Source organism: Pseudomonas sp. (genome assembly GCF_030696055.1).
GTDB lineage: Bacteria > Pseudomonadota > Gammaproteobacteria > Pseudomonadales > Pseudomonadaceae > Aquipseudomonas.
The window spans coordinates 23142-46470 of sequence record NZ_JAUYNP010000329.1; the positions used below are offsets into that span (position 1 = coordinate 23142).

The 23329-nt window shown below is 60.4% G+C and carries 19 protein-coding genes and 1 other RNA gene; 7 read left to right on the plus strand and 13 right to left on the minus strand.

Translation table 11 applies throughout. The features are described from left to right. Window positions 1–31 precede the first annotated feature (31 nt). The 4 genes from Q8Q83_RS19935 to Q8Q83_RS19950 form a co-directional block, all read right to left on the minus strand. Window positions 32–994 carry an acyl-CoA desaturase gene (locus Q8Q83_RS19935; protein WP_305625868.1) on the minus strand — a complete coding sequence of 321 codons (963 nt, stop codon included), beginning with the start codon at window positions 992–994 and terminating at the stop codon, window positions 32–34. After that, window positions 994–1557, minus strand: a complete 564-nt coding sequence (locus Q8Q83_RS19940; RefSeq protein ID WP_305625869.1) for a hypothetical protein — start codon at window positions 1555–1557, stop codon at window positions 994–996. The genes Q8Q83_RS19935 and Q8Q83_RS19940 overlap by 1 nt, the downstream gene beginning before the upstream one ends. A gap of 147 nt (window positions 1558–1704) precedes the next feature. Then, window positions 1705–2046, minus strand: coding sequence for an FKBP-type peptidyl-prolyl cis-trans isomerase (locus Q8Q83_RS19945; RefSeq protein ID WP_305625870.1), 342 nt, complete (start codon window positions 2044–2046; stop codon window positions 1705–1707). 54 nt (window positions 2047–2100) lie between these two features. Continuing rightward, window positions 2101–2613, minus strand: a complete 513-nt coding sequence (locus Q8Q83_RS19950; RefSeq protein WP_305625871.1) for a MarR family winged helix-turn-helix transcriptional regulator — start codon at window positions 2611–2613, stop codon at window positions 2101–2103. 82 nt (window positions 2614–2695) lie between these two features. Here Q8Q83_RS19950 and Q8Q83_RS19955 point away from each other — a divergent pair, with 82 nt between their 5' ends. Further along, window positions 2696–3631, plus strand: coding sequence for an EamA family transporter (locus Q8Q83_RS19955; protein WP_305625872.1), 936 nt, complete (start codon window positions 2696–2698; stop codon window positions 3629–3631). Next, window positions 3628–4245: a nitroreductase family protein gene (locus tag Q8Q83_RS19960; RefSeq protein ID WP_305625873.1), complete on the plus strand. Its 618-nt coding sequence runs from the start codon at window positions 3628–3630 to the stop codon at window positions 4243–4245. The genes Q8Q83_RS19955 and Q8Q83_RS19960 overlap by 4 nt, the downstream gene beginning before the upstream one ends. Window positions 4246–4423: 178 nt before the next feature. On the opposite strand, the gene Q8Q83_RS19965 is transcribed toward Q8Q83_RS19960, so the two are convergent. From Q8Q83_RS19965 to Q8Q83_RS19985, 5 genes are all read right to left on the minus strand, one after another. Further along, entirely contained in the window at window positions 4424–4726 is a 303-nt protein-coding gene (locus Q8Q83_RS19965) for a ribbon-helix-helix domain-containing protein (protein ID WP_305625874.1), read from the minus strand. A 109-nt stretch (window positions 4727–4835) separates the two neighbouring features. Continuing rightward, the gene (locus Q8Q83_RS19970) at window positions 4836–5117 is read right to left on the minus strand and encodes a hypothetical protein (protein WP_305625875.1); all 282 of its coding nucleotides are present in this window, start codon (window positions 5115–5117) and stop codon (window positions 4836–4838) included. 63 nt (window positions 5118–5180) lie between these two features. Beyond that, on the minus strand, window positions 5181–5762 hold the full coding sequence (locus Q8Q83_RS19975) for a DJ-1/PfpI family protein (protein ID WP_305625876.1): 582 nt from the start codon (window positions 5760–5762) through the stop codon (window positions 5181–5183). 149 nt (window positions 5763–5911) lie between these two features. Next, entirely contained in the window at window positions 5912–6325 is a 414-nt protein-coding gene (locus Q8Q83_RS19980; protein ID WP_305625877.1) for a hypothetical protein, read from the minus strand. Window positions 6326–6568: 243 nt separating this feature from the next. Then, entirely contained in the window at window positions 6569–7342 is a 774-nt protein-coding gene (locus Q8Q83_RS19985) for an FCD domain-containing protein (RefSeq protein ID WP_305625878.1), read from the minus strand. Window positions 7343–7720: 378 nt separating this feature from the next. On the opposite strand from Q8Q83_RS19985, the gene lldD reads away from it, so the two are divergent. The 3 genes from lldD to Q8Q83_RS20000 all read left to right on the plus strand — a co-directional run bounded on the left by lldD (window position 7721) and on the right by Q8Q83_RS20000 (window position 12142). Continuing rightward, on the plus strand, window positions 7721–8866 hold the full coding sequence (gene lldD, locus Q8Q83_RS19990; protein ID WP_305625879.1) for an FMN-dependent L-lactate dehydrogenase LldD: 1146 nt from the start codon (window positions 7721–7723) through the stop codon (window positions 8864–8866). 116 nt (window positions 8867–8982) lie between these two features. After that, window positions 8983–11790, plus strand: a complete 2808-nt coding sequence (locus Q8Q83_RS19995) for an FAD-binding and (Fe-S)-binding domain-containing protein (protein ID WP_305625880.1) — start codon at window positions 8983–8985, stop codon at window positions 11788–11790. Window positions 11791–11896: 106 nt separating this feature from the next. After that, window positions 11897–12142 carry a hypothetical protein gene (locus Q8Q83_RS20000; protein ID WP_305625881.1) on the plus strand — a complete coding sequence of 82 codons (246 nt, stop codon included), beginning with the start codon at window positions 11897–11899 and terminating at the stop codon, window positions 12140–12142. A 16-nt stretch (window positions 12143–12158) separates the two neighbouring features. Here the strand turns inward: Q8Q83_RS20000 and Q8Q83_RS20005 are convergent, their stop codons facing one another. Then, on the minus strand, window positions 12159–15074 hold the full coding sequence (locus Q8Q83_RS20005; RefSeq protein ID WP_305625882.1) for an ATP-binding protein: 2916 nt from the start codon (window positions 15072–15074) through the stop codon (window positions 12159–12161). A gap of 147 nt (window positions 15075–15221) precedes the next feature. On the opposite strand from Q8Q83_RS20005, the gene ssrA reads away from it, so the two are divergent. Together ssrA and Q8Q83_RS20015 are read left to right on the plus strand one after the other, a co-directional pair. Next, window positions 15222–15609: a transfer-messenger RNA gene (gene ssrA, locus Q8Q83_RS20010) on the plus strand. Between the two features lie 184 nt (window positions 15610–15793). After that, entirely contained in the window at window positions 15794–17050 is a 1257-nt protein-coding gene (locus Q8Q83_RS20015; protein ID WP_305625883.1) for an integrase domain-containing protein, read from the plus strand. A 198-nt stretch (window positions 17051–17248) separates the two neighbouring features. Here Q8Q83_RS20015 and Q8Q83_RS20020 read toward each other — a convergent pair whose 3' ends face one another. Genes Q8Q83_RS20020 through Q8Q83_RS20030 form a run of 3 tightly spaced genes read right to left on the minus strand, consistent with a single transcriptional unit; the run spans window position 17249 to window position 22822 of the window. Continuing rightward, the gene (locus Q8Q83_RS20020) at window positions 17249–20251 is read right to left on the minus strand and encodes an AAA family ATPase (protein WP_305625884.1); all 3003 of its coding nucleotides are present in this window, start codon (window positions 20249–20251) and stop codon (window positions 17249–17251) included. Next, window positions 20248–20847, minus strand: coding sequence for an ABC-three component system middle component 1 (locus tag Q8Q83_RS20025; RefSeq protein ID WP_305625885.1), 600 nt, complete (start codon window positions 20845–20847; stop codon window positions 20248–20250). Before Q8Q83_RS20025 ends, Q8Q83_RS20020 begins: the two co-directional genes overlap by 4 nt. 1 nt (window position 20848) lies before the next feature. Continuing rightward, entirely contained in the window at window positions 20849–22822 is a 1974-nt protein-coding gene (locus tag Q8Q83_RS20030) for an ABC-three component system protein (protein ID WP_305625886.1), read from the minus strand. Between the last annotated feature and the right edge of the window lie 507 nt (window positions 22823–23329).

Here is a 23329-nt window from a genome sequence, read left to right on the forward strand (position 1 = left end):
TTTCCACCAATGGCCATCCAGACTACCTCGCTTAACGCTCATCGGCTCGGTGCATGATGTATTCCGCACCTTCTCTCAAAGCTGTTATTCCTTGCCGCGGTGGCAGGGTGCTCGGCACATTGACCTCCCAGACCAGACCGAGTCGTTGCAACAATTGAATGAAGTGCCAGCCTAGATCGATTTGCCCAGGGTACAGCCCGTGACGAGCAGAAGCGGGAAACGCATGATGATTGTTGTGCCAACTCTCACCAAAGGTAGGTATCGCGGCAATGGGGACGTCATGCGCCTGCACACCTGCGCCATCCACCTCCCAGCTCTGCGGTCCCCGCGTATGGGCGAAATATGAAATAAACCAGTGCATGGTGGTGCAAGCAGCCACCCTTACCGATATTCCCCAAATGACCCACGGCACGCCGCCGATCACGTACAGGACGATAGCTATCGGCAATTGCTGCAGCATCCAAGTTCGCTCAAGAAACTGGTAGAACCGGTCTTCCAATATCTCCTTCCCAGGATCAAACCCAGGCGGATGATCGAGAACAAACTTGCAGTGCAGGTTATACCAAGCATCTTTGAGTAACCCTTGGCGGTGGGCCAAGTAATCGTGACAAGCCGGCTGGCGTTGCGACCAGTCACGGGTGTCATGGGTACGGATTGTCCAAAGGGGGCCGCCTATCCCGACTATGGTTCCCATCCACACGAGAAAACGCTCAAGGCCTTTCGAGCATTTGAAACTGCGGTGGATAAGACGTCGATGAAAACCCACCGAATGTCCCGCACAGAGGGTTGCAGCACTGAGCAGCAGGAACACCAGGAGCGCTCCCCAGCTGAAATACAGCGGGGCCAATATAAGCGCCGTGGAGAAAATGAAGCTGTTCCACAGAGAGCGCCATGTGTCCCAGACAATGATTCCAGTCAGCGGGCTGGCACCGTTGTCCAATATTAAAGAATTGACCTTGAAGGCACCTTCTGCGGCACCGGCATGAGTAGACATCAAACTATCTCCGAGAAGGCCACATAGAGTGCGAGAAAAGGTAGGGCTATCACGCAAGCCGAGCAGGCAACGAGCACCAGATATTCGAGGTAGTGTCGGGGCTTCGCTGAAACTGGGCCATTGGGCAGTATCTCTGCCCTGATCTGCGCCACGCTCTTATCGAGAAGTTGCTCGTAGCTCCAGCCGGCATAAAGCGTCTTGCTGTGCTTACCGCGCACAAAGGCTGAGAAGGTGCGCTTGGGTACCAAGCATGCCCCCATGCTTAACAACGGAATGCAGAAAAGCGTGGTGAGCGGATTGGGGTATCTGCCGGCTGCAAACTCCCAAGCCGCAATCTCGAACTCACCGCTTGGACGCAGTGGATAACCGGTCAACACATGGTGGAGATCATGAAAAGGAATGGCCTTGCGCCGCCATGCGAAGTTGGGAAGATACACTTTCAAATCCCGACAGCCGAAAGGTGACCACCTTTCGGCGTTGATACCGCCATCAACTGGGAAGCCATGCTGCTGATAGAACTGAGTTACTGCTTCTCTTAGAGAAGATCCCGGGTTGATCTCCATAGCTCCAGACTCCTGTCAGGCTGCATTTTTCTAGCTGATTCATATTAGCGAGCCAGCACTATTTGACGACCCCTTTTTACCTGCTTCTGGCCGAACCAACCCGCCAGTCCCATAGGGCATGAGGCAGCAAGCCCCGCTTTGTCAGTTTCAATCATCCCTTGTTAGCACTTCCAGCAGCTCGATCTCGAAGATCAGATTGGAATTGGGTTTGATATGGGCGCCGAACTGGCGTTCGCCATAGCCGAGATGAGCTGGGACGAAAAGTTTGCGTTTGCCGCCAACGCGCATGCCCATCAGGCCCTGGTCCCAGCCCTTGATCACCCGGCCGGTGCCGATCACGCATTGGAAGGCTTTGCCGCGATCATAGGAGGAATCGAACTTGCTGCCGTCTTCGAGAAAGCCGTTGTACTGGGTGGTGATCAAGGCGCCTTTGACCACCGCCTTGCCCTCGCCCAGTTGAATATCTTCGATCCGCAATTCGTTGTTCATCACTCAACCTCATCTAGTCGCCAGACCGCTGCCCGGCCTGGCTTTGCTCGGCAATCACTCGGTCGCCGGTTCCAAAACCGTCAACAGCTCCGACAGCCGCTCATCCAGCTGCGCCAGCTGTGCCGCGGCTATAGGCGCGAGAATCCGCGCTTCGTTGGCGACATGAGCGGTCACCGCGCGGTCGATCAGCTCCAGCCCGGCCGGGGTCAATTGCACCAGCAGGCTGCGCGCGTCACTGGGGTTGGGCGTGCGACTGACCCAGCCGGCGGCCTCCAGTTGTTGCAGCTGCCGGGTCATGGTGCCGGAGGTGATCATCAGGGCCGAGAACAGCGCGGTCGGCGCCAGGCAATGAGGCGCGCCGGAGCGGCGCAGGGTGGCCAGCACATCGAACTCCCAGGCGCTCAGGCCAAAGGCGCTGAAGACCTTGTCCAGCTCACGCTGCAGCAGCGCCGAGCAGCGCTTGATCCGGCCAATGGTGCCCATGGGGCTGACGTCCAGATCCGGGCGCTCGCGCCGCCACTGTTGAAGAATCATGTCGACCGCATCGGCCTGGCGCTGGATTGCCATTTGCTCACCTCTCGAAGATTTATCTTGAACTCAAGATAAATCACTACTAGCCTCTAGTTTATCTTGAATGCGAGATAAATACATGGGCAAGTTAAGCACCCGCAGCTCCTGGCTGGATGTCCTGAGCACGGCGCTGGCCCCGGCCATCTGGGGCTCGACCTATATAGTCACCACCGAACTGTTGCCGCCGGACCGGCCCTTTACCGCCGCCTTGCTGCGCGCGCTGCCGGCCGGCCTGTTGCTGGTGCTGTACAGCCGGCATCTGCCCAAGCGCGCCGATTGGCTGCGCCTGCTGATCCTGGCGGCGCTGAATATCGGCTTCTTCCAGGCCCTGCTGTTTGTCGCCGCCTACCGTTTGCCCGGCGGCCTGGCTGCCGTGGTCGGGGCCATCCAACCGCTGCTGATGACGGGCCTGGTGTGGACGCTGGACCGCCAGCGTCCTGCTTATCTGGCAGTCGGCGCCAGCGTGCTGGGGATAGTCGGGATGGCCGCGCTGCTGCTAGCGCCGGGCGCCTCCTGGGACCCGCTCGGCATAGCCGCGGCCTTTATCGGCACCGCCTGCATGGCGGCCGGCAACTACCTGACGCGGCGCTGGCAGCCGGCGCTACCGCTGCTGGCCTTTACCGGCTGGCAGCTACTGGTGGGCGGCCTGTTGCTGCTGCCGGTGGCCTGGTTGGTCGATCCGCCGCTACCGAGCCTAAGCCTCAGCCAGTGGCTGGGTTACGCCTACCTGTCGCTGTTCGGCGCGCTGCTGGCCTATGGGTTGTGGTTTCGCGGGATTGCCCGGTTGGCGCCGGTGGCGGTGTCCTCCCTGGGTTTGCTCAGCCCGCTGGTGGCCGTGCTGCTGGGCTGGGCGCTGCTGGGGCAGAGCATCACCGGCCTGGCGCTGCTGGGGCTGATCACCGTGCTGGGCAGTATCCTCGCGGTGCAATGGGCCTCAACCCCAGGCGCGCCGGCCAAGAAAAAACCAACCGATTCACCCACTCTAGAAACCCCTGTGCAACGGAGAATGCTATGAACACTGCCATCAAGGAGCTTATCGAATCACGGGTTTCCACCACCCGTTACCAGGCCGGTCGCGATCTGCCCGAGCCGCTTATCCGCGAGCTGGTGCAGCTGGCCACCCGTGCGCCTACGGCCTACAACCTGCAGAACTGGAAATTTATCGCGGTGCGTTCGGACGCTGCCAAGGCCCGCCTGCATGCCGTGGCCTACCAGCAGCGCCAGGTCCTGGATGCCCCCGTGACCTTTATCATCTGCGGCACCCTGGCGGCCCACGAGACCTTGCCGCAGAGGCTGCAGCCCTCAGTCGACGCCGGCATCCTGCCGCCCGCCACCCTTGATGGCTGGGTGGCCATGGCCAGCGAATCGCACGCGGGCAATCCGCAGCTGCAGCGCGACGAGGCGCTGCGTTCGGCCTCCCTCACCGCCATGACCCTGATGCTGGCGGCGCAAGGCATGGGCCTGGCCAGCGGGGCCATGAGCGGCTTCGATGCCGAAGGCGTGGCGCGGGAGTTCGGCCTGGCGGCCAATGAGCTGCCGGTCATGCTGGTCACCACCGGCTACCCGGCCGCCGGCAACTGGCCGCAAAAAGTGCGCAGGCCACTGCATGAGGTGCTGGCGTTCGCCTAAGAAGCTGTCTCGGATCTGCTGCGCGTCGGCGATACTGCGTTAAAAACAGCCTCGGAATGCTCATTTACAGCCAGTAAACTCCGCTTCCTCGGCTGTTTTTGCCTTGTCTCGCTCTAGCTCGCGAGATCCGAAACAGCTTCTAAGCGCCAGCGCTTACCGACAAGGGGCGCAGCGCGTGCTATTGCGCCCGCTGCGCCAAGGACAGCTCGCGCACATTGCTCGGCCGCTGGCTGAGGAAACGGGTGCAGCTGACGCGCAGAAAGGAGGCGAAGTTGACCACTTCGCCGCGGTACTCCATGACCTCGTCATACAGCTTGCTGATCAGCTGGTTGGTGGTCATGCCGTCGACTTCGGCGATCTCGCGCAGGATGTCCCAGAACTGGTTTTCCAGCCGCAGGGTGGTGACCACGCCGCGGATGCGCAACGAGCGCGAGCGCGACTCATAGAGAATCGGGTCGGCTTTGACATAGAGTTCGCACATGCTATTGCCCCTCATCTATTGAACAGGTTTAAGGGCGCGTGAATGCCCCGGCCCGCGGCACCTGAACAGGTGGAACCTACTGCACAGCTGCCCGCCACAAGCCCGAGCATTACCAGCGGAAGGGCAGCCAGCTAAACCAGCCGAAGCCGGGCCAGGCTTTACGTACCTGGCGCAGGCATTCCTTGAGCAAGGCCTTTTGCGCGGAGTTAAGCGGCCGACATTCTTTGCGGATGGCCAGCACCGCTACACCCAGCTCGGCAATAAGCTCCGATGAAGTGGTCCAGGTGCCATCGAGAATGCTTTCCAGACGGCTGCCGTGAGCGCTAAAGCCGCTCTCCTTTAAAGCCGCTGCCAACGCATAGAACGGCTCAGAGCTTACAGCTTCGGGCATATATCACGCCTAACCAGTACGCGGGGAACAGCGCACTGCCGCCCCACCGCTAGAAGCAAAGCCTTAGAGGCTGATCACGGTGCCCAAGAGCAGCAGAAAAGCCGCCAACCAGTTCGGGTGCGCCGGCCAGGCCGGAGCGGTGACCAGATTGCCTTGCACATGGGCCTGATCCACGGCTATGTCGATATAGCTACCGCCGGCCAGTTTCACTTCCGGAGCGCAGGCCGGATAGGCGCTGCATTCGCGGCCTTCGAGCACGCCCGCCGCCGCCAATAGCTGAGCGCCGTGGCACACCGCGGCGATGGGCTTTTTGGCTTTATCGAAGGCCTGCACCAGTTCCAACACCTGGGCGTTCAGGCGCAGGTACTCGGGGGCGCGGCCACCGGGGATCAACAGGGCGTCGTAGTCTTCGGCCTTGACCCGGGCGAAGTCGAAATTCAGGGCGAAGTTGTGCCCGGGCTTTTCGCTGTAGGTCTGCTCGCCTTCGAAGTCGTGGATGGCGGTGCGCACACTTTGCCCGGCGGTCTTATCCGGGCAGACCGCATGCACATGGTGACCGACCATCAGCAGCGCCTGAAACGGCACCATGACTTCGTAGTCTTCCACGTAATCGCCAACCAGCATCAGAATCTTTTTCGCCGCCATATGCCTGCTCCCTCTAGTGGTTTGAGTAGCTTTCAGTGTCGTACCGCCACGCCCTGTGCGGGTAATAGCTGGGTACTACAGGACGAAAAACTGATAGGCGGTCTATCGCGGTTGCAGTCGCGTCCAGGCCGCGACTGCAACCGAATACCTTAGTCCAGCACCTCTTCATCACGGATCAGCACATAGGTGCAGCCGCTGTCGTCCTCCAGGTAGTCATGCACGTAATACATCAGCACCTCGCCCAGGCCCGGCATGGTCGCCACATAGTCGCCCACATCCACGGTGAAATACGCTGTCGAGCCCGGTTTGGCTTCGCATTCGATGCGCGCGTTAAGAAACAACTCGGGCTCGCTGTCGCCGAAGTACTCCTCGCGCTCGGCCGCGTCCCAATCCGCCGGGGCCTGGAACTGGCCGCTAAACAGGATCTTGGCGTCGCCCAGATCGATTTCCTCGGCTTGCGGGTCCTTGTCATCGGCGCGGTAGACCGTGCAGTCCTGCGCCTCGGGGTTTTGCACAATGGCCAGACGGGCCGCCAGTTGTTGCTCAGTATCCATAGGGGGCATAGCTATCTCCGAGCGTATGGCGCTTAAGGGCATGTTTTGCTGCTGACGCAGAAAAGGCAAAGCACTGCGAAAGGAAAACGCAGGCTAAGCCCGAGATAAATATTTTGCGACTTAATTTAGCGTTAAGCCTGGCAATCGAGACTCGCAGCCAAGTTCACAGACGGGGTTCCAGTCGTGCGACTGCCTTGGGTGTAGCCAGACCGCGAGCCGCCGCTCAGCCTTTACCTGGCGCAGGACCGCGGGTTAGCGCGGCGACGTCCCTCGGCGCTGCGCCCGCTCTTCGCGGCGCGCCTGTTGCTGTACTTCGGCCAGCACTTCCTGCACATAGTCGATATGCCGGTTGGAGAGTTGCCGGGCGTCTTCGGCGCGGCCCTCGATAATCGCCTGGTAGAGCGCGCGGTGCTGCTCGATCAGCATGTCGCGAGTCTCGTCGCGCTGGGCGTACATGCCGCCGATATTGGTCAGCACGTTGCGCTTGAGCAGGTCGAACAGGCCGCGGATGGTGTGCAGCAGCACGGCGTTGTGGCTGGCTTCGGCGATGGCCAGGTGGAAATTGGCATCGGCGGCGCCCTCCTCGGCGCGGCTCACCTTGCCGCTGCGGCTGTAGCAGTCCTGCAGCGCGGCGAAGGCCTCGCCCAGGCGCTGACGATCCGGCTCGGTGGCGCGCTGGGCGGCATAGAAGGCGCAGGAACCTTCCAGGGTGTGGCGAAATTCCAGCAGATCGCGCTGGGCCTCCGGGTTGCTTTCCAGCAGGTGCAGCAGCGGGTCGCTAAAGGTTGAGCCGAGGGACTCGGCCACATAGTTGCCGCCGCCCTGACGGCTGACCAGCAAGCCCTTGGCCGCCAGCTTCTGCATCGCCTCGCGCAACGAGGGCCGCGACACGCCGAACTGCTCGGCCAGCACCCGCTCGGCCGGCAGCCGCTCGCCGGCCTTCAGCGTGCCTTCCAGGATCATGGTTTCCAGCTGACTGACGATGTCATCCGACAAACGGCGCTGGCGCACCTGACCTACTTCCATAACCCGCACTCCACTGGTTTTACCACCTCAAACGCCGGCATGCGGCCCTTTCCCGGCCAGCCTATAGCGCCGCCACAAGCCAGGCAAGGCGCGGCCCTTAGGCCCAAGTGGCACGCCGGCCAATTGACAACGGCGCACCCGCACTTTTACTCTGGCCAGGCCATTATGTAAATTGGTATTACCAATTTACAGCGAATTGCGGCCCGGCACGCCGCCACCCGCCTGCGAGTGCGCCCGAGCCGCAACCGCAGCGCCACTAACAACACTGACCTCAGGCTGCGACTGCGCGCCCTCTACCATTTCTGCCGGGTCTCGCTCCAGCTCGCCAGAGCCGGCTGCAACTACCCAGCGCTACCACTTGCATCGGTAAGAACCGCCATGATCATTGCCGCCGCCACCGACTACCGCGCCGCCGCCCAACGCAGGCTGCCGCCGTTCCTGTTCCACTACATAGACGGCGGCGCCTATGCCGAGCACACGCTTATGCGCAACGTCGCGGACCTGGCCGAGATCGCCCTGCGCCAGCGCGTACTCAGGAACATGTCCGAGCTAAGCCTGGAAACCCGCCTATTCAATGAAACCCTGGCCATGCCGGTGGCCCTGGCCCCGGTCGGCCTGGCCGGCATGTTCGCCCGGCGCGGCGAAGTGCAGGCGGCCAAGGCGGCGGCAGCCAAGGGCGTGCCCTTTACCCTGTCCACCGTATCGGTGTGCCCGATCGAGGAAGTGGCGCCGGCCATCGACCGGCCCCTGTGGTTCCAGCTCTACGTACTGAAAGACCGCGGCTTTATGAAGAACGCCCTGGAGCGGGCCAAGGCCGCCGGCGTCACCACCCTGGTGTTCACCGTGGATATGCCGGTGCCCGGCGCGCGTTACCGCGATGCCCACTCCGGCATGAGCGGCCCCAACGCGCCGCTGCGGCGCATGCTGCAGACCATGACCCACCCGCGCTGGGCCTGGGATGTGGGCCTGCTGGGCAGGCCCCATGACCTGGGCAATATCTCCGCCTACCGTGGCCACCCCATTGGCCTGGCCGACTATATCGGCTGGCTGGGCGACAACTTCGACCCCTCGATCTCCTGGCAGGATCTGCAGTGGATTCGCGACTTCTGGGACGGGCCCATGGTCATCAAGGGCATCCTCGACCCGCAGGACGCCAGGGATGCCGTGAGCTTCGGTGCCGACGGCATAGTGGTGTCCAACCACGGCGGCCGTCAGCTCGACGGCGTGCTGTCCAGCGCCCGCGCCCTGCCGGCCATCGCCGCTGCGGTGAAAGGCCAGCTGGCGATTCTCGCCGACTCGGGCGTGCGCAGCGGCCTGGACGTGGTGCGCATGCTAGCCCTGGGCGCCGACTGCGTGCTGCTCGGCCGCGCCTTTATTTACGCCCTGGCCGCCGCCGGCGGCGCGGGGGTGAGCCACCTGCTGGAGCTGATCGAGAAGGAGATGCGCGTGGCCATGGTGCTGACCGGCGCCAAGTCGATTAGCGAGATCAGCGCCGAATCGCTGGTGCGTGAGCTGGGCCACTGAGCAGGCCGTTGCACCGCCTTTGTAGGAGCCAGCTTGCTGGCGATGCTTTTGCAGCCCGCTGATCGCCAGCAAGCTGGCTCCTACCGACACAGAACAGCAGACCTTCCGGAGCCCATATGAGCCTGCCTGCCGCCTTTCTCTCCGCCGTAGAGCGCCTGATTCCTCAAGAGCGCCGCTTCGACGACCCGCTGTCGACCCTGGCCTTCGGCACCGACGCCAGCTTCTACCGGCTGATTCCTAAGCTGGTGATCCGCGTCGAGGCGGAGCTGGAGGTGGTCGAACTGCTCAAGCTGGCCGGCACGCACCGGGTGCCGGTGACCTTTCGCGCCGCCGGCACCAGCCTGTCCGGCCAGGCCATCAGCGACTCGGTGCTGATAGTGCTGGGCGATAACTGGAATGGCCGGGAAGTGCGCGACCAGGGCCGGCAGATCCGCCTGCAGCCAGGCGTCATAGGTGCCGCCGCCAACGCCGTGCTGGCGCCCTTCCAGCGCAAGATCGGCCCCGACCCGGCCTCGCTCAACGCCTGCAAGATCGGCGGCATAGTGGCCAACAATGCCAGCGGCATGTGCTGCGGCACCGCGCACAACAGCTACCACAGCCTGGCCGGCATGCGTCTGCTGCTGGCCGACGGCACAGTGCTGGACACCGAAGACCCGTTGAGCGTGACGCGCTTTCAGGCCAGCCACGCCGAGCTGCTTGAACGGCTGGCCGAGCTGGGGCGGCAGACCCGCGCCAATAGCGCACTGGCCGCCAAGATCCGCCATAAATACCGGCTAAAAAACACCACAGGCCTATCGCTCAACGCCCTGGTGGATTTCGACCAACCCATCGATATTCTCAGCCATCTGCTGGTCGGCTCCGAAGGCACCCTGGGCTTTATCAGCGCGGTGACCTACGACACGGTGCCCGACCATCCGCACAAGGCCAGCGCCTTGCTGGTGTTCCCCGATGTGCACAGCTGCTGCCGCGCGGTGACCCAGCTGAAAAGCCAGCCGGTGTCCGCCGTGGAGCTGCTGGACCGGCGCAGCCTGCGCTCGGTGCAGGACAAGCCGGGCATGCCGGACTGGGTCAAGGGCCTGTCGGGCAGCGCCTGCGCCTTGCTGATCGAGTCCCGCGCGGCCAGCCAGAGCCTGCTGCACGAGCAGCTGAGACTGATCGGGGCGTCCATCGAAGGCTTCCCCCTGGAGAAGCGGGTGGATTTCAGCGAGGATCCGGCCGTGTACAACCTGCTGTGGAAAATCCGCAAGGACACCTTCCCCGCAGTCGGCGCGATGCGCCAGACCGGCACCACCGTGATTATCGAGGACGTGACCTTCCCCATCGAGCAGCTGGCCGAGGGCGTCAATCGCCTGCTGGCGCTGTTCGACCAGCACGGCTACTTTGAGGCAATCATTTTCGGCCACGCCCTGGAAGGCAATCTGCACTTCGTGTTTACCCAGGCCTTCGAAACGCCTGAACAGATCGCCCGCTACTCGGCCTTTATGGATGAGGTGGCGCAGCTGGTGGCGGTGGAGTTCGGCGGCTCGCTCAAGGCCGAGCACGGCACCGGGCGCAATATGGCGCCCTTCGTCGAGCTGGAATGGGGTGCGGACGCCTACCAGCTGATGTGGCAGCTCAAACGTCTGCTCGATCCCCAGGGCATCCTTAACCCGGATGTGGTGCTGTCGGCAGATCCACAGATCCATCTAAAACACCTTAAGCCGCTGCCGGCCGCCGACGCCATAGTCGACAAGTGCATCGAGTGCGGCTTCTGCGAGCCGGTGTGCCCCTCCCAAGGGCTGACCCTGAGCCCGCGCCAGCGCATCGTGATCTGGCGCGATATCCAGGCGAAAAAACGCGCCGGTATCGACACCAGGGCCCTGGAGCGCGATTACCAATACCAGGGCATCGACAGCTGCGCCGCCACCGGCCTGTGCGCCCAGCGTTGCCCGGTGGGCATCAATACCGGCGATCTGGTGCGCCAGCTGCGTGCCCGCACTGCCAGCAACACGCGCACGGCCGACTGGCTGGCGAATAACTTCCAGCGCGCCATGCAGGGGGCGCGGATGATGCTGCAGGTGGCCAACGGCGCGCGCCGGCTGCTGGGCGCGCCTTTACTAAGCCGTACCTCGGCGGCGCTGAGCAAGGCCAGCCACGGCCGCGTGCCGCAATGGACAGCGGCCATGCCGCAGCCGCTGCAACGCTTGCAACTGCCCGCGGCCAATCATGATGCGCGGCCACGGGTGGTCTATCTGGCCGCCTGCGTATCCCGCGCCATGGGCCCGGCGGCCGGCGATGCCGAGCAGATGCCGCTGCTCGACAAGACCCGCGCGCTGCTGGAGAAAGGCGGCTTTCAGCTGGTGTTCCCGGACCATCTGGACAGCCTGTGCTGCGGCCAGCCGTTCGCCTCCAAGGGCTATGCCGAGCAGGCCGAACGCAAGAAGCAGGAGCTGATCGAAGCTCTGCTCAAGGCCAGCCGCGGCGGCCTCGATCCCATCTACTGCGACACCAGCCCCTGCACCCTGCGCCTGCTGCAGGACGGCCTGGATAAGCGGCTCAAGCTGCATGACCCGGTCAGATTTATCCGCGAGCAGCTGCTGGACAGGTTGGAGATCACCCCGCAAGACGAGCCGGTGGCCGTGCATGTGACCTGCAGCACCCAGCATCTGGGCGAGGCCCAGGGGCTGATCGATATAGTCCGCCGCTGCACCCGCGAGGTGGTGATCCCCGAAGGCATTCACTGCTGCGGCTTTGCCGGCGACAAGGGCTTTACCACCCCGCAGCTCAACGGCCACGCCCTGCGCGGCCTGAAGTCGGCGGTGCAGCATTGCACAGAAGGCATCAGCACCAGCCGCACCTGCGAGATCGGCCTGAGCCAACATGGCGGCATCGATTACCACGGCCTGGTCTATCTAGTGGACAGAGTCAGCCGCGCCAAGCCCTGATCCCCAGCCCCGCGGGGCTTTCCCCGGCGAGAAAGCAGACCAACGGCCGCAGCGCACCAGGGGCGCTTTCTATACTGAAAGCCCAGCCGTTTACAGGAGCACCACCATGCGCCGCCTAGTCGCCTTTCTTGCCACAGCGCTGCTCAGCACCTCGCTCTGGGCCATGCACTGCCCAGCCGATATGGCGAAGATCGATGCCCTGCTGAAAAGCGACCCACCGAGCGATGCCGCCGTACTGGCGCAAGTGCGCCAGCTACGCGCCGAAGGCGAATCCCTGCATAAGGCCGGCGATCACAGCCAATCGCTCAAGGTGCTCGGCAAGGCCCTGAAATTACTCGAAGCCAGTGAATAGCCCGAACAGTTGTGAGTTAAAGCTCCTGCCTCAACAAGCTCAGGGCGATGCGCCGCACCTGCGCCAGATCGATGGGCTTGGCCAGGCAGGCCTGGGCGCCGCGGCGCCGCGCCTCGATAAAAACCGCCTCATCGGCGGCGGCGCTGATCACCAACACCGGCACGGCCTGCAAGCGCGGATGACGGCGCATGGCATCCAGCACCTGCAGGCCGTCGCCATCGGGCAAGTCCAGGTCGAGCAGCAACAGGGACGGCGTGCACTGCTCCAGTTCGGCCATGGCGCGCTGGATCGAACCCACCCCGCGCACCTCGGCAAAGTCGCGCAGGGCCTCCTGGGCCACTTTCAGGCAAGCCGGGTGATCCTCTACGCAGAGCACCTCGGCCAACTGCCTGGATTGCGCGGTCTCCTGCGCGGCGTCCGGGGCACTCTGCAGCGACGGCGCCGCGGCCCCTGGCAGGTCGATCCAGAAGCGGCTGCCGCTGCCAGAGACGCTGCTAAAGCCCATTTCGCCGCCCATCAGGCTGGCCAGCTCACGGCACAGCACCAGGCCGATACCGGTGCCGGGGATGCTGGAATTTTCCCGACCCAGGCGCTGGAACGGCTGGAACAAATTGGCCTGCTGCTCGGCGGTCAAACCCGAGCCGCTGTCCTCGACCCATAGCCGCACGCAGTCCGAGCGCACTTCATAGCCCATGCTGATCATGCCTTGCGGGCTGTTGTATTTGATCGCGTTGGACAGCAGGTTGAGCATCACCTGGCGCAGCCGGCGCATATCCGCCTGGACATAGAGGCCGGCATTGACGTCTGCCAGCACCTGCAGTTGCAGCTGGCGTTGCTGCACTTCCGGCTGCACCAGTTCGGCACAACCCTGCAGCAGCGCACAGACCTCGACGGGCTGCAGATTGAGCTGCTGCCTGCGGCTTTCGATGCTCGACAAATCGAGAATGTCATCGACCAGCGAGGTCAGGTGACGGCTGGCGTTGACTATCTCGTGGGCGTAATCGGCTTCCTGGCGGGCGTCCGGCTTGTCTTGGGTTTCCATCTCGATCAGCTGGCCAAAGCCGTAAATCGCATTGAGCGGCGTGCGCAGTTCATGGCTCATGCTGGAGAGGAAACGACTCTTGGCCTGACTGGCCGCCTGGGCATCCAGGCTGGCGCGGCGCAGATCATCCTGCACCTGCTTGAGCCGGGTGATGTCGACGTGGGTACCGGCGATGCACAGGGCATTGCCCTCGGCATCGCGCTCCAGCACCTTGCCGCGGCTGAGCAACCAGGCGTACTCGCCCTGGGCATCGGCATAGCGGTACTCGGCCTCGAACTGATCCTCGCCGCTGGCGGCGAACAGCTGGCGTAGATGGCGGATGCGCTCCAGATCATTGGGGTGCACGCGCTGGTTGAACTCGCTGAAACTCATGCGCTCGTGGCTCAAGCCGAAGCGTTTGAGGAAGTGCGCGCTGAGTTTGATGGTCATGCTCGGCGCATCCACCTCCCAGAGGCTTTCCGTAGTGCTTTCCAATACCAGCTGGAGAATCCGCTGCGCCTCACGGCGCTCGCTCTCGCTGAGCTGCAACTGCTCACCGGTGTGCAGCACCGCCTCGGCCATGCTGCTCAGCTCGACAATCCGGCTGGGCGGTACATTGGGCTGGTAATTACCTTGGCCCAGTTGGCGCATCATCCCGACTATGCCGTCAATCGGCCGCACCAGCTGCTCGTTCAAACGCCGCGAGCGCATCCACATCCAGGCGAAGAACAGCAGGTAGAACAGCAACAGACCGGCGATCAGCAGGTAGCCGATATGCAAATAGCGCGTCGCCAAACGGTTGGTTTCACTGAAGATATTCTCCTCATCCACCACCAGCAGCAGACGCCAGCCGGTTTGTGGGATCTCGCTCCAGGCCACCAGCTGCCTGCGCCCGCCGAGCATGACCTCCTGCACCTTGCCCTGGCCGGTCGCCATGGCCTTCAACAGGGGCTGCATCTCGGCGCGCTTGTTCAGGCTGAAATCCTCGGGCTTGAGCACTTCGCGGCGCACCGCCTCGGCATAGGAATACTCGGTCAGCTCGCGCAGGCCGAAGTCCTCCTCGCCCGCGCGGGGCAGCGCCATGATGTTGTGATCGCGGCTGACCAGCATGGCATAGCCTTGCCAGGGCACATCCAGCTCGCCGATCTCGGCCAGCATCTGCCCCACCGTGATGTCCAGGCCGACCACCCCTTCGAGAAAGTCGCCCCGGTAAACCGGCGCCACCGCCGACAACATCCAGCCCTGACCGGCCGGGTCGAGGTAGACATCGGTCCAGGCGACCTTGCGCTCGGGGTTGTGCTGGGCATCGGCGAGGTAATAGAAGTTGAAGTCCGGAATCACCATGTCATGGGGATACTGCTCGGGCGTCATAAAGAAGGGATAGATGCGGTTGTAGCTGTCCCAACTATTGAAGTAGGACGCCGCGACCAAGGGGTTGGCCGCCCGGATCGAACGCATCAGCGGATCGATCTGCGCCAGGCGCAGTGCCTTGGCGTGATCCTGCTGCGCCGGCGGCGTGCTGTTGGCGTAGAAGGAGGCGGCCCGGCCATCATCGCTGCGGGTATAAAACACCCCACTGTCGGTCATCGCATGGCGCTGGCGCTCCAGCGCATCGGGCTGGAAATCTTTGTTGAGCAGGGCATTCACCGCCGCATCACGGAAGATCTGTACCTGCGCCTCGACCGAACGCAGGCGGCTGTCGATCACCTGCCCCTCACGCTCCACCGCGGCGGCAAGATCCCCAAGCGCACTCTGCTGTAGGTGGTCGATCTGCGCATCGCGAATCGCCGCATTGCTCAGCAGATAGACGCCAATCAGCACCGACTCCACGAGAATCAGCGGGATCAGCGCACTCTGTACAAAGGCGCGCCAGATCCACTGACGCAAGGGGTAACGCAACGCACGCGGCATACGTAGGTCTCATCCAGAAGACAGGCTAACTGGTAAAGTGCTAATCATAGCCGGCCGCGAGCCCAGACGTCCGCTTTGCCATTGCCGGGTCGACGCTGGGGAACCTTTGTCGTACACTCGCATCTTAGCTACAGATGTAAAAGTTTTGGGGCCGATTAGGATTCGACGCCGGTAGCAAAACTTGAGGGGCATGCCGAGTTGGTAACAGAACTCGTAAATCCACTGTTGCAAAACTCTATAATTGCCAATGATGACAATTACGGTGCCCAACTAGCTGCGTAAGCAGCCTAGTCGCACTTCTGGTAGCTTCGGCTCCAGCAATCATTAGGGGATGTCTGTAAACCCGAAATGATTGTCATATAGAACAGAATCGTCGCCTAGTACGTTGTGGACGAAGCGCCTAAAACTTACACAACTCGCCCAAAGCACCCTGCCCGTCGGGCGGCCAAGGGTTAACTCAGTAGACACGGCTAAGCATGTAGAACCGATAGCGGAGAACTGGCGGACGGGGGTTCAAATCCCCCCGGCTCCACCATTACACCATCTAAAGACGTCCACGGACGTCTTTTTTTGTGCCTGAAACCCAGTAAATACGGGGCTTTCAGCACCATCAGTGTCCGTGAGCGTCCAGCAAGATCTATGTCTTTTGGTATTCCAGATGGTATTCCAAGCCTTCAGGTGCTAATTTTTGGAATACCAAAACATCTCGTGGAATACCAATGTGCGCTCAAGCTACTCGCCTTTCTGAACTCAAGATCAGAGCCGCCAAGCCTTTAGAGAAGGATTACGTCCTGGTTGATGGTGACGGCCTTCAGATGCGAGTGAGAATCAATGGCTCTAAGCTGTGGAACTTTAACTACTACCACCCTGTAACCAAGAAGCGCATCAACATGGGGCTTGGCACGTACCCTGAGCTGTCTCTTGCCCAAGCACGAAAAATGACCATTGAGGCAAGGGAGCTCCTGGCTACTGGTATTGATCCGAAAGAGCATCGAGATACCCTGAAGCAGGCTAAGAAGGCTGAAACCGAACACACATTTCAGAACGTAGCGACGGCTTGGTACGAGCTCAAAAAAGACTCGGTCACGCCTGCTTATGCTGAGGACATCTGGCGCTCGCTGACGCTGCACGTGTTTCCGGATTTGGGCACCACGCAGATCTCAACCATCAGCGCACCACAAGTCATCAACCTGCTTCGGCCACTCGAAACCAAAGGCAGCCTTGAGACCGTTAAGCGGCTGTCACAGCGACTCAACGAGATAATGACGTACGGGGTCAACTCAGGACTGATTCATGCAAACCCGCTTACCGGGATTCGCTCCGTCTTCAAAAAGCCGAAAAAGAAGAACATGGCAGCACTTGCTCCCGATGAGCTAAAAGAGCTCATGGTGGCAATTGCCAATGCCAGCATAAAAAGGACCACGCGCTGCCTTATCGAATGGCAGCTCAACACCATGACCCGCCCAGCAGAAGCAGCCACCGTGCGCTGGGTCGACATCGACGTCGAAAAGCGAATATGGACGATCCCAGCTGAACGCATGAAGAAACGCCGCACGCACATCGTGCCGCTCACTGATCAAGCATTGGCGCTTTTGGAGGCGATCAAACCCTATAGCGGGCATCGAGAGTACGTATTTCCTGCAGACCGTAATCCACGCACCCACTGCAACAGTCAGACTGCCAACATGGCACTAAAGCGCATGGGCTTCGAAGGGCGCCTAGTCAGCCACGGCATGCGCTCAATGGCAAGCACGATCCTCAACGAACACGGCTGGGATGCTGAGTTGATCGAAGTAGCGCTCGCCCACGTCGACAAGGATGAGGTTCGCAGCGCTTACAACCGAGCGGAATATATCGAACGCAGACGCCCGATGATGGCTTGGTGGAGTGAGCACGTTCAGGAAGCAGCTACAGGCAATCTGTCGGTATCAGCCATCAAGGAAAACAGGGACAGGAAAGTCGTTTCGATACGTTGATTAGAGAGCTTCTCGTCGATAGCAACAGGCAAAAATCCGACCAAAACCGGACATTCGCCTCCAGCATGTCGGCGCTGCGCTGACTTAAACGCCGCGCTGCCGTGTAGCGGTCTAGTGAAACCGGATATTCATTTAGCGGCGACCACTCGATCTCAAGAAACGGACAAGATCGCTTCTAGCGCTCAGCGCTGTTCCTACTCACTCACCGCTAACAGTTCTACCCGGCCATGGACTTTCTGAGGCCGTAACGCCCCCAGGGGTTGGGGCGAGTGACCATATGCGTGCTTCGATCCCGTCATTTTGTAGCTTACGCATGAAGTAACGGGCTTGAAGGGCGTCATGGGTTGCAATCACGACCTGGAAACCATGATCGACGATGTAATCACGAAGCACGTCGAATACCGACGCTGCATGTACCAGGTCATGATGCTGGGTTGGGTCGTCTAGAAGCAGGCCGCGCCAGGAAGACCACTGATGATCCAGCGCCATTGACAGCAGGAAGGTTAGCTGCAAATCCGTCAGCTGCGCCTCACTGGCTATCGCCGGTACCGGGACTAATTCCCCGTGTAGCGGCACCGACACTTCAGCACGCTCCTTTCTATAGAGGCTGCGAAAATCCAGATTCGTTCCGGTAAAACGCTGCTCTCTAACCACTCGTTTCAAGAGCGCCTGCCATCGCGGCACCACGGAGAGCACGTGTTTTTGAACGTTAGCGATTTCGGTGGATAGGTACTGATTGAGCGTGTCCATCGCATCGGATAGCAGCGACAGACGCTTCTGGCCCGATTGTTCTTTCTCTACTCGCTGACAAAGATTGGCGGTGAACTCATCCTCCGACAACTCGCCGCGCCGACGATCTAGGAGACCCTGAGCCAGGCGCGCCTGCTCCAATTTGCCCCAGGCACCAATCTCGACTTTGATAGTTTGAAGCGTTTCTGAGTGTCGAGCCAGCTCGGTGACGGAGGACTGCAACTGAGCCTCTCGACTGCTCGCAACCTCGGCAGTTGGATCGCCGGGGAACGATAGCTGGCGCCAGGAAGCTCGGACAGTAGCGAGTCGAGATTGGGAATCGGATAGCTGTGTTTCCAGGTCAGATACCCTATTCGTCACGTCGGTCAGTTGAACCTGCTGCCGATCCAAGGCGAATTGCTCGGCCGTCACCTTGGCGCTCAGGTCAGTTATCTGATTGGCATTTTGGTTTTGCTCCAAGGACAACTCTTCAAGCGTTTGCGCTGGCGGAGCGTCTGCAGTGATTGCTGCCAATGCCGCCGTCGCCTGTTCGAGCCTGCTGCTGGCCTCTGATCGGCCCTGCCGCGCGGAATCCAATGCACGAACAGCCGAATCGTAGGCGTTTTTGGTCTGATCAAAGACATCGGTGGCTAGTGGGGGCGCAAGATTACGCTGCTTCTCGTCGAGCAGAAGCTTGGCTGAAGCATTTGCATCTTCGCGACGTCGGATCGACTCTTTCGCGAGGGGTACCGTATCGCCGCCGAGCAGAACATTGGTTCTTAGACCGTCGATGTCCGCCGCCAGGCCCGCCTGCTGGAATTTCAGTTCAACAACCCTACCCTTGCATGCTCTCAATTCTGCTTCGGCGTGTGTTATCGCCTCTGTGCACTCACGCAAAGCATCAGTTGCCTTCTTGACGCGTCGCTCGGCGTCGACAACATTGGGGTCGATTGCCTCTAAAGCCTTGGCAACACGTTCATGAAGACCTACTGCTCCGTGCTCTTCGCCACATAAGGGGCAGTCACCACGATCGCTTGGCAGGTGGGCCGCGATGGACGCAACGGCTTGCCTTATCGAATCAGCGGCTGAGGTCAAAGTGTCGTAATGGCTCTTCGCGGCCAGCTCCTCAGCTTCAGCGGATACCCTGGACGAAACTGCGGTTCGAAGCTGTTCTTGAAGGACATCCTCTTGCGCTTCTTCACCACTGATAGAGCCCGTAACATCTGCAACGTGCTGAAGTGTCTGCTCCCAGCGTTCCAGGAGTTGATGAGCGGTGAGAAGGTCAGCGTCTATCTGTAGCAACGCCTTGCGCTGTCTATTGATGAGGTCATGTTGGACGCCGAGCTGCTCGTTGCCTTCATGCTCGCTACGCAAGGTGGAGGCTACCAACTCAGCGCTGGTCAGAGTTTTGTCAGCGGTCTCCAGTACCTGCTTGCGTAGATCGACCGCCTCTTTGGCCTGACTCTCATTCACGTGCCGATTGAGCTGCTGACCAATAGCATCACGCTCACCTTCTGCAGCGACCAACTCCTGCTGGAGTCGCTCATGATTGGCAGCGACTAAGGCGCGATCTTGTTTCTTCTGTGCAAGCTCCTGCCTAACAGTGATGAGATCGTTCCCAAGCTGCTCAGAACGTGCTTGCTCAGACACGAACCGGCCTATGAGCCCGTCAACCTCAGCCAGCGCCGTGATCTGATCACGAAGTCGGTCTAGCTTGGCTTGTACCAATTGCTCCAACGCATCGTGCACCGTTTCCAAGCCATCCTGGCCCAGTGGCGGCACCAGTAGGCCGGCGGGCAACTGCTCGAAGCTCTGCGCCTGGCGCGCGATGCCCGAAATGGATTCAGCGATGTTTTCTTTGCTACGAAGTGCACCTTGAGACTGAGAAGCCGCCAGATCCCGTTCAAGGGTCAAGCTTTGCCATTCACCAAATTCTGCTTCGAGTGTTTCGAGAGCGCTCTTGGCTTGTTTCAGTTGCTCTGTGAGCGCGCGACGAATGCCGCCAAGGGCAGAGCTTACCTGGGTGCCATCTTTGCCAATCGGCAACCTGGCCAACTGAGAGCCTGCAACTTTGGCATCTGCCTTTACCAGCCATTCCCCTTCGCGCTGATCAAGCAGATGGGTAAGCCTCAGCAGAAATGGAATGTCCTCAGGGTTTGTATCTGGAAAAAGAGGGCTGAGATCGCCCGTTCTTTCAACGTCACCAATTTTGCTCACCTGAGCAGAGGCTTGCACATCACCGAAATCCAGGCTCACTCGAGCCATGGTTTGAGTGTCTCGAATGATTGGTGAAAGATTCTCGCCAAGCCGGGAGATCTTGCCGGTGAGACCGAACTCGATGGCTTCGAAGATCGCCGTCTTTCCGGTGCCATTGGGGGCAAGGAGAATGGTTGCACCGCGGCTAAGCTCAATCGTGGTGTCGGCGCCAAACCTGCGGATGTTGGAAAGCGTAATGGACTTCAGCTGTTTCATTGAGAGTCCTCTTCACCAAACGCTGAAACCTTCAGGGCTTCAGCGATATCACCGCCTGATTTTCCAGACAACAGTAATTCTCGCCACGTTTCGAGATGCGGAACCACCCAGGAATGCGCCAAGCCCAGTGAGCCCAGGGACGCTAGCAGTGGATCGCTGATGTTGCCTGAGCTACCGGAGGGCGAAAGGGTCGCCAAGAAACTACGGTCTAGAAAGGAGCCGACGTCTTCCTGCTCTCTGACCACTATCTTTCTGCAGAAGCGATCGTCCGTCTCGAGGCGAGCTGCGTCTTCTGACGCAATGCCTTCGATGAGCATGAACATATAGAGGTCGGCTGTTTGCGGCTCCGCAAGCATGTCACGGACATCCGCTGCCCACCGAAAGGCGCCTTGGATTTTTGCCGAATCGAAGGGAAAAGCTGCGATCAACACAGTCCGCCAGCCCGCACCTTCCTGATTGACTCGTTTGAGCTGCACTGTAGTAGAGTCGATCTCGATCGACGGCGAAGCCAGTTCAAACGTATCGGACGAGAAAACTTCATAGCGACCTTCGGCACGCTTTGAGATGGCCGCAACCATCTCCGGGATTGTTAGCATTTCAGAGTCCTTTCGCGTTCGTCTCGATGGCTGACTTGCGGGCGAGCAGTCGATCTTGCCATTGCTTAGTGAAGTGTTGTCGCACAGAGGCCAGGCTCCCCTTACGCAGATGATTAAACGCCCCAGACCGGGTTACGAGCAGGTGCGGCTGGCGCTCTGCCGCCATGCTGGTAGCCGCCTCGGCGTCGTCAGCCATCCCTATATTCAATAGCTCTGAGGGGGAAGCGCTCACGCCTGACAGGATTACGACCGGAGCAGGGGAAGGGCCGATAACCATCATCAAAGGATCGTCAGACAGCTCACGGACTTCTGGAGCGCTGCCTGCGGGGCCAGACCAGTACTTAAGCGCGATGCTCAGCACCTGCCCACAATCCGGGAAGGACGCCCAGTCGCTGCCGCTTCCACCGACCCCAACCGCAACCAGCAACAGAATTTCAACGGCGGTGACCAGCAAGTCTAAGGTGCGGGGGCCGAGGCGAAGCGCGTGCTTCGCGTTTTTCCCTTCCGTTTCCGGGTACAGAAGCTGTTCCAGAAATTTTCGGCGGCTCTCGGGATTCTTGGCGAATCCGTCCAACCATTCCAGCCAAACCGTTTCCATGGCGTCAGCGAGGGCCGGATCTGTAATCACGGTAAGCTTTTCAGAGACGCCTTGAATGAGGCGCTGCCACATTAGGTCGTCCATAGCGCTTTCGAGCGCATCAGCTTCCGTTCGGGCCGCGCCTTGTGTCTTGAATTCATGATCCAGCGCGCACGCAAGACGCTCAGGGTTTTCGAGCCACGGGAGGTTTTTCAGGTCGCTCTCTGTGCAACCGAGCGTGTGCCCGACTTCATGGCCGACGCTACTGCGCCACGTTGGTTCGCCTAGCATCAGACTTTGACTGCCATTAGGCAGGTGCAAAGCCATGCGCAGTATTGCTGATGGAAGAGTGAGGTTTGCTCCGATGGAGGGCGTGTATGGGGCGTATATCCTGAGCTTCCGGTTTCCAGGCTGACTACTCCACATGTGCTCCACAACCCCCTGCGCAGATCGGGGAGCCACCCCACCAAGATCATGAGTCCCTGCGAACGACCATGACCTGCCGGCCGGCAGAACTTCGTCGCCTAACAGATACTGAGCCCAGGTTTCGATATCTGGGCGAAGCTCGTCCTTGAGCTCTCGGACTACCGCATGGCAGCCCAAAGCTGACACGTCAGATGTCTCGCCAGTGATGTACGTTATCAGGCGTTCAAGCGCCCTTTTCGGATCGGTAAAGTGCCGGCCAAGAGATTCAGCGCAGCGTTGCTCCAAGGTCGCATCGTTGCCAACGCAGACTATGGTGACTCGACGCAGGGTGTCACTGATCTGGGCCCAATCTTTGAACCCACACCATGTCGTGAGCCAAAGATAGGTTCGCTCTGTGGGGCCGTCCTTGCGATTGGCAAGTTCGTCCAGATCAAGTCCGTCCTGGCGACACAGTTTGCATAAAGCATCCACATGGTCGACGGTGAGTTCGGCCTTGACCTTCAGGCTAGCACCCACGAGGGTCAATTTGAATTGACGGTCGGGTAGGGCGTCGAATGTGCCCTGTCTGGCATGCTTCGCGAGGCTAGCGAACGCTGAATCCAGGACAGATTCTACTTGTGGTGGTTTCTTGGGCTTGAGAGGTGCATTCAAAGGGGGAGGGTTGGGGCCAGCTACGGGCTGCAGCGTAGCAGTGGCAGATCCACTCTTTGCACGCTTGGCCAAGTACTTTGCCTTGTCGGGATCTTTGGTGCAGAAATCACTGGCTTGGCGTTTGACTTGCAGATGCTCAAGGGAGTTAGGGGAATGCTGGATCACGACGTCATCCCACTCCTCGATACCGCCCTGTTCGGCGCCGATCGCGAGTGGAGCGCGCCTCCCATCAAGGAACTTCTCAAGCATGTCCGACAAGCGCTGAGCAATCACTAGCCTCTCGTAGTGAGACTTCTGCTCCAGCCGGAACCTTCTGATCATACCGACATCCCTTACTTCATTATTGTCCCAACCAGCTCCGCCAGCAGTGTGCCACATGCTAACCCTCGAGATGGCTCAGTGATGCGCACCTATTGACTCCACTCCAAGACGTCCCCGCTAACAATCTGTATCTGGCCTGGAACAAGACCTCAATGCGCAATCCACGTATTGTCTATGTACGCGATTTCATCTTGGGATTGTTTGCGGATGACGTAGGGTCTATCGCGTTAGCCGCTGAATAGCTGAAACACCTCGCGAATGTCCCCTTAGGCCGGTTTTGGCCATTCACCACAGACAGCTTTGGGGCGATTGCTGCCCCTCGCCCCGTCCCTAGTCACGATCTGATCGCCATCATTCGATTCAAAAAAATCTCAGCCCTACATAACTGCAATGACATCACCACCAAGAAGGTTCTCCCCATGTCATTGCACTGCCCCCGCTGTCACTCACCCAAAGTCGCTTCCTTCCATCACGCCATGAAAATCGGCGCGGCCATCGGCACCGTGG